This is a genomic window from Streptomyces sp. NBC_01260 (assembly GCF_036226405.1).
Classification (GTDB): Bacteria; Actinomycetota; Actinomycetes; order Streptomycetales; family Streptomycetaceae; genus Streptomyces; species Streptomyces laculatispora.
In genome coordinates this window covers 5,205,404-5,222,070 of the sequence record NZ_CP108464.1, presented here as the reverse complement: position 1 = coordinate 5,222,070, position 16,667 = coordinate 5,205,404, and the positions used below count along the sequence as shown (strand labels likewise).

Below are 16,667 nucleotides of genomic sequence, written 5' to 3'. Positions count from 1 at the left end.
GGCGTCAGCCGCCGAGCGCACCACCCGCGCCGCCCGCCTCATCGGCGGCCAGCGGGTCGGTCCTCAGGTGGATGACACCGTAGTCGTAGGCGTGCCTCCGGTAGACGACACTCGGCTCCTTCGTCTCGGAGTCCACGAACAGGTAGAAGTCATGTCCTACCAGCTCCATCTCATAGAGCGCCTGGTCGAGCGACATGGGTGCCGCGACGTGCGTCTTCTCGCGCATCACCAGCGGTCCTTCGCCCTGTACCTCGAGCGAGCCGATCCTGGTGGTGGGCACGGGCTTTGCCACTTCGTCGGCGATCAGCACGCCGTCGCCGTTGAACGAAGCCGCGTCCGGCACGACCTCGGCGACCTCGGCAGCTGAGATGCGGCCCGAGCCGCGGCGGCTGTAGCGCTTGTCGTGCTGCTTGCGCAGCCTGGCCTCCAGCTTGCCGGTGGCCAGGTCCAGCGCTGCGTACGGGTCGCCTGCGGCCGCTTCCGCCCTGATGACCGGCCCACGCGAGCGGAGCGTGATCTCCACCCGGTCGGAACGGTCGGCCTGACGGGGATTCGGCTCCTTGGACACCTCCACGTCGAGGCTGATCACCTTGCCGTCGAACTTCTGGATCTTGTCCAGCTTCAGCTTCTCGGCCACGTGCTTGCGGAACCGCTCGGGCACCTCGGTCTTGCGGCCCTTGACGACGATGTCCACGCAGAACTCCGTTCCCGGATCGCTCCGCTCAGTGGCGGAGCATCTCCCTTTTGCACCAGGCCCCGGTGGTAACCGGAGCCGCGGACTCGGTGGCTTCCACCTCCTCCTCCCCCGACGGCGAGGTCTGCACCCCACCGAATTTCCGGATTCTGAACTGCTGGTGGGTCACCTGCCCGAAACCTGGTGTTGCATTCGCCGAGGTCTGGCATTCACCATTCCTCACAACCGAACATAGCCTGCTCGGCCGCCTGTCGGCACCCGCTACTCGCACGTACCTCCGTTCAGGTCTTTTTACCCACTCACTACCTGCAACGATGCAAGTTCACTTCCAGTTCCGGTTTATTTCGAAGGCGGACGGAGACACTGCGACAACGGCACCCTGGAGCGCCCCGGAACCAGTGCTGTCCGGCCCGTCCGTCCGGTCGACCGCCCGTGCCGCCTCGGCCAGTGAGGCACCTGTCGTGAGCAAGTCGTCGACCAGCACCGGCCGTCCGGCTGCCAGCAGTCGCCCGCCCCCGGCCACCACCTCCAGCGCACCCGCCAGATTCGCCCGGCGCGCCCCGGCTCCGAGCCCCGACTGGTCGGCCACCGGACGCCGCTGCCGCAGCACCGCGGCCACCCGGGCCGGGGTGCCCGCACGCCGCAGTTCCGCAGCGGCCGCCAACGCGATCCGGCGCGTCGGATCATGTCCTCGCGCCGCGACGGCCCGGCGCGACGAAGGCACGGGCACGAGCAGCAGGGGTCCCGGCTCGGACGACGGCCCCGCCCCGGCCCGCACGGCACCCGCCAGCGCCTTGCCGAGTGCCCCTGCCAGGCCGAGTGCACCCCGCTCCTTGTGGGCCAGCAGCAGCGCCCGTACCGCGTTCTCGTAGCCGGCGGCGGCATAAACCGCGGGCAGACCGGCCGGCTCCGGCTCAGGCCTCACCCGGCGCGGAACCCCGCCGTGGAGCTGCGCGCCGCACTCCTCGCACAGCTCGGTCCGCGGTCTGCCGCAGCCCCCACAGGCCACCGGCAGGACCAGTCCGGTGATCTCACGCCACCACCCGCGCATAACTCCACTGTGCCCCCGACCGGGCCGCCGGACCACCCCTGTGGACAACCGCCCAGGGGCCGACGGAACCGGGCGGATGCAGGCGGTACGAGGGTGCGGGCGGGTGCGGGCGTCAGCCCGGGTAGACCAGCGCCGAACCCTCCTTGAGGACGGTCTGCCAGTTGTCTCCGGGCAGCAGCTTCACTATTCCGTCGCCCTGCGTGTCCGCCATCAGCGGCAACTGCTCGTCGTCCGCCGCGGCGATCGCCCGCACCTGATTCACCCCGGGCAGCACGCCCGAGGCAGGCGTCGAGCCGTCCGCCTGGACGTAGCGGACCTGCTGCACGCCGCCCTGCTCCTTGCCCACCACCACGAGACGGCTGCCGCCCGACCACGACATCGCGGTCACATCCGCCAGCTGCGGCGCGGCCTGCCGCAAGTCCACCACGGAAACCCGCTCCTTGTCCTGCGGTCCCTGACGCTCGATCCGGCCGATCCTCAGCGTGGTATGGCCGTCGCTCTTGAGCAGCAGTGCGATGCGCACACCGTCCGAGGACAGCCGCAGTCCCTCGATCCGGCTGCCGTTCAGACTCGGCACCGTGACCTCCTGCGGCTTGCCCGCACCACCGGCCAGCCGCAGCAGCCTGGGGTTGTCCAGGTCCCGGTCGGCGACCCAGAGGTCACCCCTGCCGTCCCAGCTGGGCGCCGTCAGACGGTCCTCGGAACCGCCGGCCTTGCTCGTCACCGCCGGGGCCGGCAGCTGGCCGCCCTCGGTGATGGAGGCCACGTAGAGCGCGTCGTGGTGCTGCGAGAGCGCCGCGGCCAACTGCTCGTCCCGGGCCACGCCGACCTCGCTCACCCGCGCCGGACCGGCACCGAACGGCCCGGCCACCGGCTCCGGTTCCCCGCTGCCCCTGGTGCTCCCCGGAATGCGCTGCACATGCCCCTTGGCATCGACGAAGTACTGGCTGTCGGGCCCGCCCGACGAACCGTCGGGGGCGTACTCCTCGGCCTGATCCGACCCGAGCACGCACAACGGCGAACCGTCCGAACGCTGCAGCTCCACCTGCTCGACCCGCGCCGACGTCAGGTCCCGGAGGGTGAAGAGCACCTGCGAGGCCATCATCCGGCAGGAGCGCTGTCCGGCCCCGTCCGCCTTCTTGTTGAGCGGGACCTTCAGTACGTTGCGGTCGTCGGGCGTCAGCGAGATGACGTCCTTCCGCAGTCCCGTCCCCGCCGGGAAACGTGATTCGACCACCGGCCGCAGCCAGTCGGTCGGACCCCTCAGGAGACTGCGGACCGCCTGCGTCACGGTGTCCGTCCCGGTGACGGGGTCCGTCCGGTTACGGATGTAGACCGGGTCGGCGACGAGGGTGGACTGCGCCTCGGAGCGACCGGTCGCGAAGTAGAACTTGTTGACGGAACGGTAGAGCCGCTTGAAGTCCGACTGCCCGAGCACCAGGCCGTCCGGCACGATGTCGATGCGCCACTCCTTGCCGTCCGGCCCGTTCTGCCGCACCAGGTGGAGGGTGCGGGCGTAGTCCGTCTGAGCCAGCGGCTGGTAGGCGTTCTGCTCGTCGACCGTCGCCACCTTCTCGCCGGACAGCGTGTAGGTGACCTCGGTGGTGCTGCGGTCACCCTCGTGGGAGGGCCGGTCGCTCCGGTTCGGCGCCTTGGCCAGCACGGTGGTGAGCGCACCCGGCTTCCAGGCCTTCGACGCCTCCTGCGTGAGGTACTTGCGCGTCGTCCGGAAGTCGGAGTCATCGCTGGTCATCGACTCCAGGAAACCGTCGACCACCTCGTTCGGCGTGGCACCGTCACGCGGTGCGACCGCGTACACCTGCACCTGGGAGTCGCCGGGCTGCGAGGCGTCCACGGCCTTGACGTCCCCGGTGACGGGCATCGAGCCGCACGCCGTGAGCAGCAGGGCGCCGCATCCCAGCAGCACGGTCAGCCCCGCCGCACGTCCGAGGCCGCCCTGATGACGGTCAGTGCCCACGAGTCGTGTCCTCCCGCCCCGGATCCTGCCCCGGGGAGTCGTTGTCGCCGGGCCGCTCCTCGGCGGGCCGCGGAACCACCCGTGCGCCGCTGCCCGGCAGTGCCGCCGGATGCACCGAGACCGGTGCGGTCCGGGCAGCCGCGGGGGCGCGAGCCGGTACCGGCAGCGGTGAGCGGTCCGTACCCGCCGGCTGGGAGGGCACCGCCATCAGCCGGTGCTCGCTGCCCGTGGCCTGCGCGGGGGCCGCCGCGGCCCGCTCCCGGTTCTCCCGGTTGCGCCGTGAGTCCTCGGGCTCCAGCGGTATCGGCGAGCCGCGCAGCGGCTCGTCCGCCGTACGCGGCAGCGTCAGCCGGAACTGCGAGCCGCCACCGGGCTCGCCCCAGGCCTGCAGCCAGCCGCCGTGCAGCCGGGCGTCCTCGACGGCGATCGACAGCCCCAGACCGGTGCCGCCGGTCGTCCTCGCGCGGGCCGGGTCGGCCCGCCAGAAGCGGTTGAACACCCGGGTCGCCTCGCCGGGCTTCAGCCCCACACCGTAGTCCCGGACGGCCACCGCGACCGCTCCGCCGGCCACCCCCATCCGCACCACGACATCGCGGCCCTCTCCGTGCTCGACGGCGTTGACGACCAGGTTGCGCAGGACCCTCTCGACCCGTCGCGCATCGGCCTCCGCTATCACCGGCTGCTCGTCACCGACCACCCGGATCCGGGTGCCCTTGCGCTCGGCCAGCGGCTCGGCGCCACCGATCACCCGTCGCACGACCTGCCGCAGGTCTATCGGCTCGGCCTCCAGCGCCGCGGCTCCCGCGTCGAACCTGCTGATCTCCAGCAGATCGGAGAGCAGCGACTCGAACCGGTCGAGCTGGTCACCGAGCAGCTCCGCGGAACGAGCAGTGACGGGGTCGAAGTCGACTCGCGCCTCATGGATGACATCGGCAGCCATCCGTACCGTCGTCAGCGGTGTCCGCAGCTCGTGCGAGACGTCCGAGACGAACCGCCGCTGCATCCGCGAGAGCTCCTCCAGCTGCTGGATCTTCAGCTGAAGGTTCTGCGCCATCTTGTTGAAGGCCTCACCGAGCCGGGCGATGTCGTCCTCGCCGGTGACCTTCATCCGCTCCTGGAGCCGGCCGGCGGAGAGCCGCTCCGCGATCCCGGCCGCCATGCGGACGGGTGTGACGACCTGGCGCACCACGAACCAGGCGATGGCCCCGAGCAGCACGACCACGAACAGGCCCGCGGTGGCCAGTGTGCCCTTGACCAGAGTCAGGGACTTCTCCTCCTGCGTCAGCGGGAAGACGTAGTACAGCTGGTAGGGGTTGCGGTCGATGTCGTAGAGCCGCTTGCCCACGACGAGACCGGGCTGCGACTCCTGCCCGTTCGCGTAGCGGATCAGGGAGTACGTCTGGAATGCTCCAGGGCCCTTGTTCACGGAATCGCGCAGGCTCTGCGGAATACTCGCGGCCTCGACGCTGCCCGAGCCTCTGGGCGCGCGGGAGCCCTCGTCGGCGCTGAGCGCCACCACGTTGAAGGCGTTCTTCCCGCCGCTGGCGAGCTGGTCGACGAGCTCGGTCCGCCAGGAGTTGTTGGCCGTCGTGCCGTCCGCGGCGTCGCCGCCCTGCCCGGTAGCAGGGGTGAGTGGTGCGTTCGCCTTCTCCTGGGCAGCAGCGAATCCGCCCGCGGCCTGTGTCTGGGCGGCCTTGCCCTTCGCGTCCAGCAGGCCGTTGCGCACCTGCCCGATCACGACCAGGCCGAGCAGCAGCACCACACCGAGCGACATCAGCAGCGTGCCCGCGACGACCCGCAGCTGAAGGTTGCGCCGCCACAGCCGCACCGCGGGCAGCAGCGGACGCCGCACCCAGCGCATCAGCAGACGCGGCACCGGCCCGCCGGGCGCCCGGTTCTGGAACAACCGGCCGCCCCGCAGGAAACGCCCGAAGTGAGACGACGCAGACCCTGAACCGGCAGCCCGCTCCGCACGGACTCCCGGCTCCCCGGGCTTCGGAGCAGCGCTACCCAGGGACATGTCAGCTCGGTCCGGCCTTGTAACCGACGCCTCGGACGGTCACCACGATCTCCGGCCGCTCCGGGTCCTTCTCGACCTTGGAGCGGAGACGCTGAACATGAACGTTCACCAGCCGGGTGTCGGCGGCATGGCGATATCCCCATACCTGCTCGAGCAGTACCTCACGGGTGAAGACCTGCCACGGCTTACGGGCGAGCGCGACCAGCAGGTCGAACTCCAGCGGGGTCAGGGCAATGGACTGCCCGTCCCGCTTCACCGAGTGCCCGGCCACATCTATGACCAGATCGCCGATGGTCAGCTGCTCCGGCGCCGGCTCCTCGGACCTCCGCAAACGTGCCCTGATCCGGGCAACCAACTCCTTAGGTTTGAACGGCTTGACGATGTAGTCGTCGGCCCCGGATTCCAGGCCCACCACCACGTCAACCGTGTCGCTCTTGGCAGTGAGCATGACGATCGGCACACCTGACTCGGCCCTGATCAGCCTGCAGACCTCGATGCCGTCCCTACCGGGCAGCATGAGATCCAGCAGGACCAGGTCCGGCTTTGCCTCACGAAATGCAGCAAGTGCCTTGTCGCCGTCCGCTACGAACGACGGCTCGAACCCCTCACCACGCAGCACAATGCCGAGCATCTCGGCCAGTGCGGTGTCGTCGTCGACGACAAGGACGCGTCCCTTCATAATCGACATCATCCCATTAGCTAATCGTTATCTGCGATGACCTGGCACACAGCTCTGCCAGTCCGACCCCTGTGACCGGGGAGATTACGCCCTCCTCCGTGACGATCGCCGTGACCAGCTCCGGCGGCGTGATGTCGAAGGCGGGGTTGTACGCCGGGGATCCCAGCGGTGCCACGACCACGCCACCCGTTTCCCGGCCGGCTAGCCCGACCTGCGACAATGTGACCTCAGTCACTTCCCGTCCGGGTCTCTGCTCCACGGTGATCGACGCCCCGTCCGCGGTGTCCAGATCCACGGTCGTGGTCGGGGCCACCACGATGAACGGTACGTGGTGATACTTCGCGAGCACCGCCAGCGGATAACTCCCCACCTTGTTGGCCACGGATCCGTCCGCGGCGATGCGGTCCGCACCGATGAGTACGGCATCCACCTCCCCTGCGGCAAACAGCGACCCTGCGGCGTTGTCCGTGAGCAGGCTGTACGGCATACCGCTGCGAGCCGCCTCGTACGCGGTGAGCCTGGCGCCCTGGAGCAGCGGACGGGTCTCGTCCACCCACAGCCGCCTCAGCCGGCCTGCCCGGTGCGCGCCGAGCGCCACCGCGAAGGCGGTGCCCTCGCCTCCCGAGACGAGCGCCCCGGTGTTGCAGTGGGTCAGCAGCTGATGCCCGCCGTCGGGCAGCAGCTCGTCCAGGAGGGCGAGCCCGAACCGCGCCATGCGACCGCTGGCCACGGCGTCCTCCCGGTGCAGGGCCCTGGCCTCTGCCAGCACCTCCGCCGCGGCCTGCGCCGGACCTGCCCCCTTCTCGACCGCCGCCCGGTACACCCCGGCGGCCCGCCGCACGCCGTAGCCGAGGTTCACCGCGGTGGGCCGCGCCCGCTCCAGCAGCCCTGCGGCCACCCCCACGTCCTGGCCCCGTACCGCGGCGAGAGCCACGCCATAGGCCCCCGCGATACCGAGCAGCGGTGCTCCCCGCACCGCCAGCGTCCGGATCGCCTCCACCAGCGCGGGCACATCGGCGCACACCAGCTCGGCTTCCTCCGCAGGCAACCGCGTCTGGTCGAGAAGCACCAGCACCGGACCTTCCGGAGGCTCGTCCCAGCGAAGTACGGAAAGCGCCGAGGGGGCGATGCCCACCGGCGGTTGCGCGTCCTGATCAGCCATCCCCCCAGTCTGCCCGGTGAGCCGCCCACAAATGAAGGGACGAAGGAGATAGAGCACCAGGCCCGGACCGGTGCAACGCGTGGCACGATGGCTGCCAACCTGACGCCCCGATGAGCGGTCAGGACCGTTAAGGAGCGAGAATGAACGACACTCCGGGCTGGGCCTCGCCCGGATCTGCCCCCTCCGACGGCCAGGAGGCGGGCATCCCCCGGCCTTCCGAGCCTGTCGACGGCAACGGACCTGCGGGAAACTGGTCTTCCACGCAGCCGCCCGCAGGACAGTGGTCCCCGCCGAGCAGTTCCGGCACCGGCCCCGGCGCACCGCCACCCGCCCCCGGCTGGGGCGGCCGGCCGCAGGGGCCCGGCTGGGGCGGCCTGCCGGATGCGGCCCGGCCCGGCGTCATCCCGCTCCGGCCACTGGGCGTCGGCGAGATCCTGGACGGCGCCGTATCCACCATGCGCGCCCACTGGCGCACGGTCCTCAGCATCACGCTCACCGTCTCCGTGATCGTCCAGACCGCGATCCTCCTCGTGCAGCGCTATCTGCTGCCCGATCCCCCGTCGGTCGACTTGAACGCCACGGGCTCGGAGGCCCTGCGACAGGAAGCCGACTCGCTCCAGGCCACGTTGCTGAACAACGCCCCGCCTCTGCTCATCACGATGCTCGCCACCATCTTCACCACAGCGGTACTGACCGTGGTGATCAGCCGCTCGGTGCTCGGCCGCCCCGTCACCCTCGCCGACGCGTGGGCCGAGGCCCGGCCCAGGCTGTTCCCGCTGCTGGGCCTGACACTGCTGTTGGCTGTCATGGCCGCGGCCATCATGACCGTCGGACTCCTGCCCGGCTACCTGCTCGGCGACACGGCAGGTGTCGGGCTCGCCTTCCTCGCGCTGCTCGCCACATGTGTCGTGCTGGTCTGGCTGATGGTCCGCTTCTGCCTCGCCTCCCCTGCGCTGATGCTGGAGCGGCAGTCGATCACCACCTCGATGCGGCGCTCCGCCAAACTGATCCGGGGTGCCTGGTGGCGGACCTTCGGCATCCTGGCGCTCACCTGGCTGCTGATCCTCATCGTGACCCTGGTGATCGGGATCCCGTTCGGCATCATCGCGATGATTGTGGACGGCGGCGGTCTGAACGCGTTCCTCACCAATGGCGCCAACAGTCTCGGCTGGCCGTTCCTGATCGTCTCCGGTATCGGCAACGTGGTCATCGCAACGATCACCTACCCTCTCTCCGCGGGTGTCATGGCGCTGCTCTACGTGGACCAGCGCATCCGACGCGAGGCACTCGACCTCGACCTCGCCAGGGCAGCCGGCCTGCCGGGCTACGACAACAGGAGCTGACGCCGTGTCGGGGGCGGGCGGCACAGCGGCGGCACAACTGCTGATCCGGGCGAGCGGCGACATACCCGTGGACACCCCGCGGGTGCCCGGCCGCGAGGCCGCACGGCACGAATTGTCCAAACCGATGTACCACGAGAACGACCCGAACCTCCTCCAGCGTGCCCTCGACCACCTGTGGAAGTGGATCGGCGATCTCCTCTCGTCCGCCTCGGGCGCCGCCCCCGGCGGTCCGGCAGGACTGGTCGTACTGGTACTGATCGTCCTCGCTCTGGTCGCCGCACTCTGGTGGCGGCTGGGCACCCCGCAACGCGGCTTCAGCCCGGCGGACGCCCTCTTCCGGAACGGTCCCCGCAGTGCTGCGGAGCACCGCACAGCGGCCGAGGCGCACGCCGCCGCCGGCCGCTGGAACCAGGCGGTCCAGGAACGGATGCGCGCCATCGTCCGCTCCCTCGAGGAACGCGCCCTGCTGGACCCGCGCCCCGGCCGAACGGCCGACGAAGCCGCCGCGGAAGCCGCCCGCCCGCTCCCCGCACACGCCACGCGACTGCTTGCGGCGGCCCGGCAGTTCGACGACGTCACATACGGTGGCCGCACCGCCGACCAGCAGGCGTATCTGACCGTGCTCGCCCTGGACCTGGAGCTCGGGTCCACCAAGCCCCAGCTGACCGGCGCGCTCCAGGGAGCTGCCGGATGACCGTGGTCACCACCCCTTCCTCCTCGGCCTCCCCGACTCCCCGTCAGGTCTGGATCCGCACACGCGGACTGCTGCTCGCCGTCCTCGTGCTCGTGGCCGCCGGAGTCGCCCTGGCGGCCACCCACTCCGGTGATCGGCACGGACGCCTCGACCCCCGCTCCGCGGACCGCTACGGCAGCCGGGCCGTCGCCGAACTGCTCAAGGACCGTGGCGTCTCCGTCCGCGTCGTCACCACGCTCCAGGACGCCACATCCGCTGCCGGCCCCGACACCACGCTGCTCGTCGCCGCACCCAACCTGCTGACGCCGGTCCAGCAGAACAAGCTCCGCACCGCAACGGCCGACGCCGCCGGCCGCACCGTGCTCATCGCTGCGGGCCCTCCCTCCGTGGGCGCACTGGCCCCCGGCGTCCGAGCGGAGTCCTCCGCCCCGGTCACCACACGTGCCCCTCGGTGCTCCTTGGACGCGGCCCGTCGAGCCGGCGATGTCGAGACGGGTGGCTTCCGCTACGCCTCGGACAGCCTCGACGCCCTCGCCTGCTACCCGGCCGACGGCCTTCCCTCCCTGCTGCTCCTCCGGCAGCCTGCAGCGGGCGACACTGTCCTTCTCGGTTCCCCCGACATCCTGTACAACGACCGTCTGGACAATCAGGGCAACGCTTCGCTGGCCCTTCAACTCCTCGGCTCCCACCCGCATCTGGTCTGGTACCTTCCCTCGCTCGCTGACAGTCCCGCCGCAAGCAGCGGCGGCAACGATGACGACGGTGCAGGGGGCGAGAGCGCAGGCGGCGAGAGCAGCTTCCTCGACCTGATCCCCTCGGGCTGGCTGTGGGGCACCCTGCAACTCGCAATCGCCGCCGTACTTGCCGCCGTCTGGCGAGCCCGTCGCCTGGGCCCCGTGATCGCCGAACGGCTGCCCGTGGCCATTCGCGCCTCCGAGTCCACCGAGGGGCGTGCCCGCCTCCACCGCAAGACCAACGCCCGTGACCGGGCCGCCGCTTCACTGCGCCACGCCTCTCGCACCCGTATCGCCCCCCTCGTCGGCGTCTCCCCCCGGGACGCCCACTCCCCCGTCACGCTCCTGCCCGCCGTCTCCGCGCGCCTCAGCACGACCGACAGCGGCCTCCGAGAACTGTTCTTTGGCTCGGCTCCTTCCGACGACGCCGCGCTCGTCCTTCTGGCAGACCAACTCGACTCCCTCGAAAGGGAGGTTCGTACCTCATGACCGCCCCGCCCCCAGTTCCCGCCGGGACAGCCGAGACCATCAGGAGCGACGATGCGGCCCGCGCCTCCCTGGAAACTCTGCGCTCCGAGATCGCCAAGGCCGTGGTCGGACAGGACCCGGCGGTGACCGGACTCGTCGTCGCACTGCTCTGCCGGGGTCACGTCCTACTCGAAGGCGTCCTGGGTGTGGCCAAGACCCTCTTGGTCCGCGCCCTCGCGGCGTCACTCGAACTCGACACCAAACGCGTCCAGTTCACCCCTGACCTGATGCCCAGCGACGTGACCGGGTCCCTCGTCTACGACGCCCGCACCGCCGAGTTCTCCTTCCAGCCGGGGCCGGTCTTCACCAACCTCCTGCTCGCCGACGAAATCAACCGGACACCTCCCAAGACCCAGTCCTCCCTCCTGGAGGCAATGGAGGAGCGCCAGGTCACCGTCGACGGAACCCCACGTCTCCTCCCCGACCCCTTCCTCGTCGCAGCCACCCAGAACCCGGTGGAGTACGAGGGCACATACCCGCTTCCCGAAGCCCAGTTGGACCGCTTCCTCCTCAAGCTGACGGTGCCTCTTCCGTCCCGTGAGGACGAGATCAACGTCCTGACCCGCCATGCCGACGGCTTCAACCCCCGCGATCTCAAGGCAGCGGGCATACGCCCGGTCGCAGGACCGGCCGACCTGGAAGCCGCTCGCACCGCTGTCGCCAGGACCAGCGTCTCCCCCGAGATCGCCGGCTACGTCGTGGATATCTGTCGTGCCACGCGTGATTCCCCCTCACTCTCCCTCGGGGTCTCACCCCGAGGTGCCACTGCTCTGCTCTCCACCGCCCGGGCCTGGGCCTGGCTCACGGGCCGCGACTACGTGATTCCGGACGACGTGAAAGCCCTGGCCCTCCCCACTCTCCGCCACCGCATCCAGCTGCGGCCCGAGGCGGAGATGGAAGGTGTCACCCCCGACTCCGTCATCACCGCAGTCCTCGCCCAAGTCCCCGTACCCCGATGAGGCGGTGAATCGTGGCCCTCACCGGACGCACCGCGCTGCTCGCCGCTCTGGGGTCACTCCCAGTAGGCATCCTGGCCCCGAGCTGGACGGGCATGCTCGCGGTCAACGCCCCGCTGTCTCTAGCAATTCTGTGCGACTATGCCCTGGCTGCGCCAGTGCGCCCGCTCCAGTTCACCCGATCTGGCGATACAAGCGTTCGACTCGGTGACGGCGCGGAAGTGCAACTCACCGTAGTCAATCGTTCCCGCCGCCGCCTGCGGGCACACCTCCGTGATGCCTGGCCTCCCAGCAGTTGGCAGCCGGGCGCGGAGCAGTCCGCGTCCCGCCACAAGCTGACGATCCCGTCCGGCGAACGCCGCCGCGTCACCACATTCCTGCGCCCCACCCGCCGTGGTGACCGACGGGCCGAGCTGGTCACCGTCCGCTCGTACGGGCCGCTGGGCCTCGTGGCCCGCCAAGGCAATCATCGAGTCCCTTGGACGGTCCGGGTCCTGCCGCCGTTCACCAGTCGCAAGCACCTGCCGTCCCGCCTCGCCAGACTGCGAGAACTCGACGGCCGCACGAGTGTCCTGACCCGCGGCGAGGGTACGGAGTTCGACAGTCTTCGTGCTTACGTCCCCGGCGACGACACCCGCTCGATCGACTGGCGGGCCACCGCCCGCCAGTCTGCCGTCGCCGTACGGACGTGGCGCCCCGAGCGCGACCGGCACATCCTCGTCATCCTCGATACGGGCCGTACCTCGGCAGGGCGGGTCGGTGACGTCCCTCGTCTCGACGCGGCGATGGACGCGGCCCTGCTCCTGACCGCTCTCGCCACCCGAGCGGGCGACCGCGTGGATCTGCTCGCCTACGACCGCCGTGTCCGCGCCCGCGTTCAGCGCCGGGCAGCCGGGGAAGTCCTGTCGGCCATGGTCGATGCGATGGCGCCGCTCGAACCGGAGCTCGTGGAAACGGATACGCGGGGCCTCAGTGCCACGGCTCTGGCGAGCGCCCCTCGCCGTTCCTTGATCGTGCTTCTGAGCAGTCTCGACGCGGCCCCCGTCGAGGAGGGCCTGCTGCCCGTCCTGTCCCGCCTGACCCAGCGCCACACCCTGCTGCTGGCGGCCGTCAGCGACCCGCACATCGAGGAGATGGCCGGCGCGAGAGGCACAGTGGACGCGGTCTACGAGGCAGCTGCCGGTGCCCGGGCCAAGGCTCGACGGCGTCGAACGGCGGACCAGCTCCAGCGCCGCGGCGTAGTGGTCGTCGACGCCACTCCCGACACCCTCGCGCCGGCTCTCGCCGACGCCTATCTGGCTCTGAAGGCAGCAGGCCGTCTGTAGCGGGGCTGCGGCCGCGCCCGATCCGATCAGCGGGCACGTCAGGAAGGACGGACGTGACCCGCTCGGATCCGTTCAAGCCCTTTCTGGTCCGGAACGCAGAAAAGCCCCGTGCCACAAGGGCACGGGGCTTAACTATCAAAAGGAGTTCGGCGGCGTCCTACTCTCCCACAGGGTCCCCCCTGCAGTACCATCGGCGCTGAAAGGCTTAGCTTCCGGGTTCGGAATGTAACCGGGCGTTTCCCTAACGCAATGACCACCGAAACACTATGAAATTAACCAACACCGGAACAAAACACGGCCGTTCGTTATTTCAGAACTAACACAGTGGACGCGAGCAACTGAGGACAAGCCCTCGGCCTATTAGTACCAGTCAGCTCCACCCGTTACCGGGCTTCCACATCTGGCCTATCAACCCAGTCGTCTACTGGGAGCCTTAACCCTTCAAGAGGGTGGGAATACTCATCTCGAAGCAGGCTTCCCGCTTAGATGCTTTCAGCGGTTATCCTTTCCGAACGTAGCCAACCAGCCATGCCCTTGGCAGGACAACTGGCACACCAGAGGTTCGTCCGTCCCGGTCCTCTCGTACTAGGGACAGCCCTTCTCAATATTCCTACGCGCACAGCGGATAGGGACCGAACTGTCTCACGACGTTCTAAACCCAGCTCGCGTACCGCTTTAATGGGCGAACAGCCCAACCCTTGGGACCGACTCCAGCCCCAGGATGCGACGAGCCGACATCGAGGTGCCAAACCATCCCGTCGATATGGACTCTTGGGGAAGATCAGCCTGTTATCCCCGGGGTACCTTTTATCCGTTGAGCGACAGCGCTTCCACAAGCCACTGCCGGATCACTAGTCCCGACTTTCGTCCCTGCTCGACCCGTCGGTCTCACAGTCAAGCTCCCTTGTGCACTTACACTCAACACCTGATTGCCAACCAGGCTGAGGGAACCTTTGGGCGCCTCCGTTACTCTTTAGGAGGCAACCGCCCCAGTTAAACTACCCATCAGACACTGTCCCTGATCCGGATCACGGACCCAGGTTAGACATCCAGCACGACCAGAGTGGTATTTCAACGACGACTCCACAACCACTGGCGTGGCCGCTTCAAAGTCTCCCACCTATCCTACACAAGCCGAACCGAACACCAATATCAAACTATAGTAAAGGTCCCGGGGTCTTTCCGTCCTGCTGCGCGAAACGAGCATCTTTACTCGTAGTGCAATTTCACCGGGCCTATGGTTGAGACAGTCGAGAAGTCGTTACGCCATTCGTGCAGGTCGGAACTTACCCGACAAGGAATTTCGCTACCTTAGGATGGTTATAGTTACCACCGCCGTTTACTGGCGCTTAAGTTCTCAGCTTCGCCGACCCGAAAGTCAGCTAACCGGTCCCCTTAACGTTCCAGCACCGGGCAGGCGTCAGTCCGTATACATCGCCTTACGGCTTCGCACGGACCTGTGTTTTTAGTAAACAGTCGCTTCTCGCTGGTCTCTGCGGCCACCCCCAGCTCATGGAGTAAATCCAATCACCAGTGATGGCCCCCCTTCTCCCGAAGTTACGGGGGCATTTTGCCGAGTTCCTTAACCATAGTTCACCCGAACGCCTCGGTATTCTCTACCTGACTACCTGAGTCGGTTTAGGGTACGGGCCGCCATGAAACTCGCTAGAGGCTTTTCTCGACAGCATAGGATCATCCACTTCACCACAATCGGCTCGGCATCAGGTCTCAGCCTTAATGTGTGACGGATTTACCTACCACACGGCCTACACCCTTACCCCGGGACTACCACCGCCCGGGCTGGACTACCTTCCTGCGTCACCCCATCGCTTACCTAGTACAAGTCTGGTTCGTCGGCTCCACCACTACCCTCAACTCCGAAGAGATCGGGCCGGCTTCACGGACTTAGCATCGCCTGATTCAGTATTGGGCGTTTCAAAGCGGGTACCGGAATATCAACCGGTTGTCCATCGACTACGCCTGTCGGCCTCGCCTTAGGTCCCGACTTACCCTGGGCAGATCAGCTTGACCCAGGAACCCTTAGTCAATCGGCGCACACGTTTCTCACGTGTGTATCGCTACTCATGCCTGCATTCTCACTCGTGAACCGTCCACAACTCGCTTCCGCGGCTGCTTCACCCGGCACACGACGCTCCCCTACCCATCCACACAGGCGTTGGCCCTATATGTGTGAATGACACGACTTCGGCGGTACGCTTGAGCCCCGCTACATTGTCGGCGCGGAATCACTTGACCAGTGAGCTATTACGCACTCTTTCAAGGGTGGCTGCTTCTAAGCCAACCTCCTGGTTGTCTCTGCGACTCCACATCCTTTCCCACTTAGCGTACGCTTAGGGGCCTTAGTCGATGCTCTGGGCTGTTTCCCTCTCGACCATGGAGCTTATCCCCCACAGTCTCACTGCCGTGCTCTCACTTACCGGCATTCGGAGTTTGGCTAAGGTCAGTAACCCGGTAGGGCCCATCGCCTATCCAGTGCTCTACCTCCGGCAAGAAACACACGACGCTGCACCTAAATGCATTTCGGGGAGAACCAGCTATCACGGAGTTTGATTGGCCTTTCACCCCTAACCACAGGTCATCCCCCAGGTTTTCAACCCTGGTGGGTTCGGTCCTCCACGAAGTCTTACCTCCGCTTCAACCTGCCCATGGCTAGATCACTCCGCTTCGGGTCTTGAGCGCGCTACTAAATCGCCCTATTCGGACTCGCTTTCGCTACGGCTTCCCCACACGGGTTAACCTCGCAACACACCGCAAACTCGCAGGCTCATTCTTCAAAAGGCACGCAGTCACGACTGCATGTGCAAGCACACACAGCGACGCTCCCACGGCTTGTAGGCACACGGTTTCAGGTACTATTTCACTCCGCTCCCGCGGTACTTTTCACCATTCCCTCACGGTACTATCCGCTATCGGTCACCAGGGAATATTTAGGCTTAACGGGTGGTCCCGCCAGATTCACACGGGATTTCTCGGGCCCCGTGCTACTTGGGTGTCTCTTAAACGAGCCGTTAATGTTTCAGCTACGGGGGTCTTACCCTCTACGCCGGACCTTTCGCATGTCCTTCGCCTACATCAACGGTTTCTGACTCGTCTCACAGCCGGCAGACCGTGAAAAAGAGATCCCACAACCCCGCATGCGCAACCCCTGCCGGGTATCACACGCATACGGTTTGGCCTGATCCAGTTTCGCTCGCCACTACTCCCGGAATCACGGTTGTTTTCTCTTCCTGAGGGTACTGAGATGTTTCACTTCCCCTCGTTCCCTCCACACTGCCTATGTGTTCAGCAGCGGGTGACAGCCCATGACGACTGCCGGGTTTCCCCATTCGGACACCCCCGGATCAAAGCTTGGTTGACAGCTCCCCGGGGCCTATCGTGGCCTCCCACGTCCTTCATCGGTTCCTGGTGCCAAGGCATCCACCGTGCGCCCTTAAAAACTTGGCCACAGATGCTCGCGTCCACTGTGCAGTTCTCAAACAACG

At 67.5% G+C, this 16,667-nt stretch carries 11 protein-coding genes and 2 rRNA genes; 5 read left to right on the top strand and 8 right to left on the bottom strand.

Features of this window, described 5'->3' with window-relative positions; genetic code table 11:
* Positions 1–4: 4 nt before the first annotated feature.
* The 6 genes from hpf to mtnA form a co-directional block, all read right to left on the bottom strand.
* The gene (gene hpf / locus OG322_RS23200) at positions 5–694 is read right to left on the bottom strand and encodes a ribosome hibernation-promoting factor, HPF/YfiA family (protein WP_123471438.1); all 690 of its coding nucleotides are present in this window, start codon (positions 692–694) and stop codon (positions 5–7) included.
* Between the two features lie 322 nt (positions 695–1,016).
* Entirely contained in the window at positions 1,017–1,745 is a 729-nt protein-coding gene (locus OG322_RS23195) for a ComF family protein (RefSeq protein WP_123471439.1), read from the bottom strand.
* Between the two features lie 112 nt (positions 1,746–1,857).
* Positions 1,858–3,627: an LpqB family beta-propeller domain-containing protein gene (locus tag OG322_RS23190; protein WP_241200178.1), complete on the bottom strand. Its 1,770-nt coding sequence runs from the start codon at positions 3,625–3,627 to the stop codon at positions 1,858–1,860.
* A gap of 85 nt (positions 3,628–3,712) precedes the next feature.
* A complete protein-coding gene (gene mtrB, locus OG322_RS23185; RefSeq protein WP_185095733.1) occupies positions 3,713–5,743 on the bottom strand; it encodes an MtrAB system histidine kinase MtrB in 2,031 nt (676 codons plus the stop codon).
* A gap of 1 nt (position 5,744) precedes the next feature.
* Positions 5,745–6,434, bottom strand: a complete 690-nt coding sequence (gene mtrA, locus OG322_RS23180; RefSeq protein WP_187740742.1) for a two-component system response regulator MtrA — start codon at positions 6,432–6,434, stop codon at positions 5,745–5,747.
* A 4-nt stretch (positions 6,435–6,438) separates the two neighbouring features.
* Positions 6,439–7,584 (bottom strand): S-methyl-5-thioribose-1-phosphate isomerase, encoded by a 1,146-nt coding sequence (gene mtnA, locus OG322_RS23175; RefSeq protein WP_123471440.1) that lies wholly within the window; start codon positions 7,582–7,584, stop codon positions 6,439–6,441.
* A 140-nt stretch (positions 7,585–7,724) separates the two neighbouring features.
* Between mtnA and OG322_RS23170 the strand changes: the two genes are divergently transcribed.
* Genes OG322_RS23170 through OG322_RS23150 form a run of 5 tightly spaced genes read left to right on the top strand, consistent with a single transcriptional unit; the run spans position 7,725 to position 13,164 of the window.
* Positions 7,725–8,927, top strand: a complete 1,203-nt coding sequence (locus OG322_RS23170) for a DUF7544 domain-containing protein (protein ID WP_329306870.1) — start codon at positions 7,725–7,727, stop codon at positions 8,925–8,927.
* Positions 8,928–8,931: 4 nt separating this feature from the next.
* Positions 8,932–9,621 (top strand): DUF4129 domain-containing protein, encoded by a 690-nt coding sequence (locus OG322_RS23165; protein WP_164494330.1) that lies wholly within the window; start codon positions 8,932–8,934, stop codon positions 9,619–9,621.
* Positions 9,618–10,844, top strand: coding sequence for a DUF4350 domain-containing protein (locus OG322_RS23160; RefSeq protein WP_329306869.1), 1,227 nt, complete (start codon positions 9,618–9,620; stop codon positions 10,842–10,844). The genes OG322_RS23165 and OG322_RS23160 overlap by 4 nt, the downstream gene beginning before the upstream one ends.
* Positions 10,841–11,842 (top strand): AAA family ATPase, encoded by a 1,002-nt coding sequence (locus OG322_RS23155; protein WP_329306868.1) that lies wholly within the window; start codon positions 10,841–10,843, stop codon positions 11,840–11,842. Before OG322_RS23160 ends, OG322_RS23155 begins: the two co-directional genes overlap by 4 nt.
* Positions 11,843–11,853: 11 nt before the next feature.
* A complete protein-coding gene (locus OG322_RS23150) occupies positions 11,854–13,164 on the top strand; it encodes a DUF58 domain-containing protein (protein WP_266411871.1) in 1,311 nt (436 codons plus the stop codon).
* Positions 13,165–13,308: 144 nt separating this feature from the next.
* Here OG322_RS23150 and rrf read toward each other — a convergent pair.
* Both rrf and OG322_RS23140 read right to left on the bottom strand, forming a co-directional pair.
* A 5S ribosomal RNA gene (rrf, locus tag OG322_RS23145) occupies positions 13,309–13,425 on the bottom strand.
* Positions 13,426–13,504: 79 nt separating this feature from the next.
* Positions 13,505–16,629: ribosomal RNA gene (locus tag OG322_RS23140) — 23S ribosomal RNA — on the bottom strand.
* Positions 16,630–16,667 lie beyond the last annotated feature (38 nt).

Excerpts from the sequence above, each read along its gene's own strand:
- OG322_RS23195 (WP_123471439.1), bottom strand. The coding sequence starts at position 1,745 with ATGCGCGGGTGGTGGCGTGAGATCACCGGACTGGTCCTGCCGGTGGCC.
- OG322_RS23190 (WP_241200178.1), bottom strand. The coding sequence starts at position 3,627 with ATGCCCGTCACCGGGGACGTCAAGGCCGTGGACGCCTCGCAGCCCGGC.
- mtrB (WP_185095733.1), bottom strand. The coding sequence starts at position 5,743 with ATGTCCCTGGGTAGCGCTGCTCCGAAGCCCGGGGAGCCGGGAGTCCGT.
- mtrA (WP_187740742.1), bottom strand. The coding sequence starts at position 6,434 with ATGATGTCGATTATGAAGGGACGCGTCCTTGTCGTCGACGACGACACC.
- mtnA (WP_123471440.1), bottom strand. The coding sequence starts at position 7,584 with ATGGCTGATCAGGACGCGCAACCGCCGGTGGGCATCGCCCCCTCGGCG.
- OG322_RS23170 (WP_329306870.1), top strand. The coding sequence starts at position 7,725 with ATGAACGACACTCCGGGCTGGGCCTCGCCCGGATCTGCCCCCTCCGAC.
- OG322_RS23160 (WP_329306869.1), top strand. The coding sequence starts at position 9,618 with ATGACCGTGGTCACCACCCCTTCCTCCTCGGCCTCCCCGACTCCCCGT.
- OG322_RS23155 (WP_329306868.1), top strand. The coding sequence starts at position 10,841 with ATGACCGCCCCGCCCCCAGTTCCCGCCGGGACAGCCGAGACCATCAGG.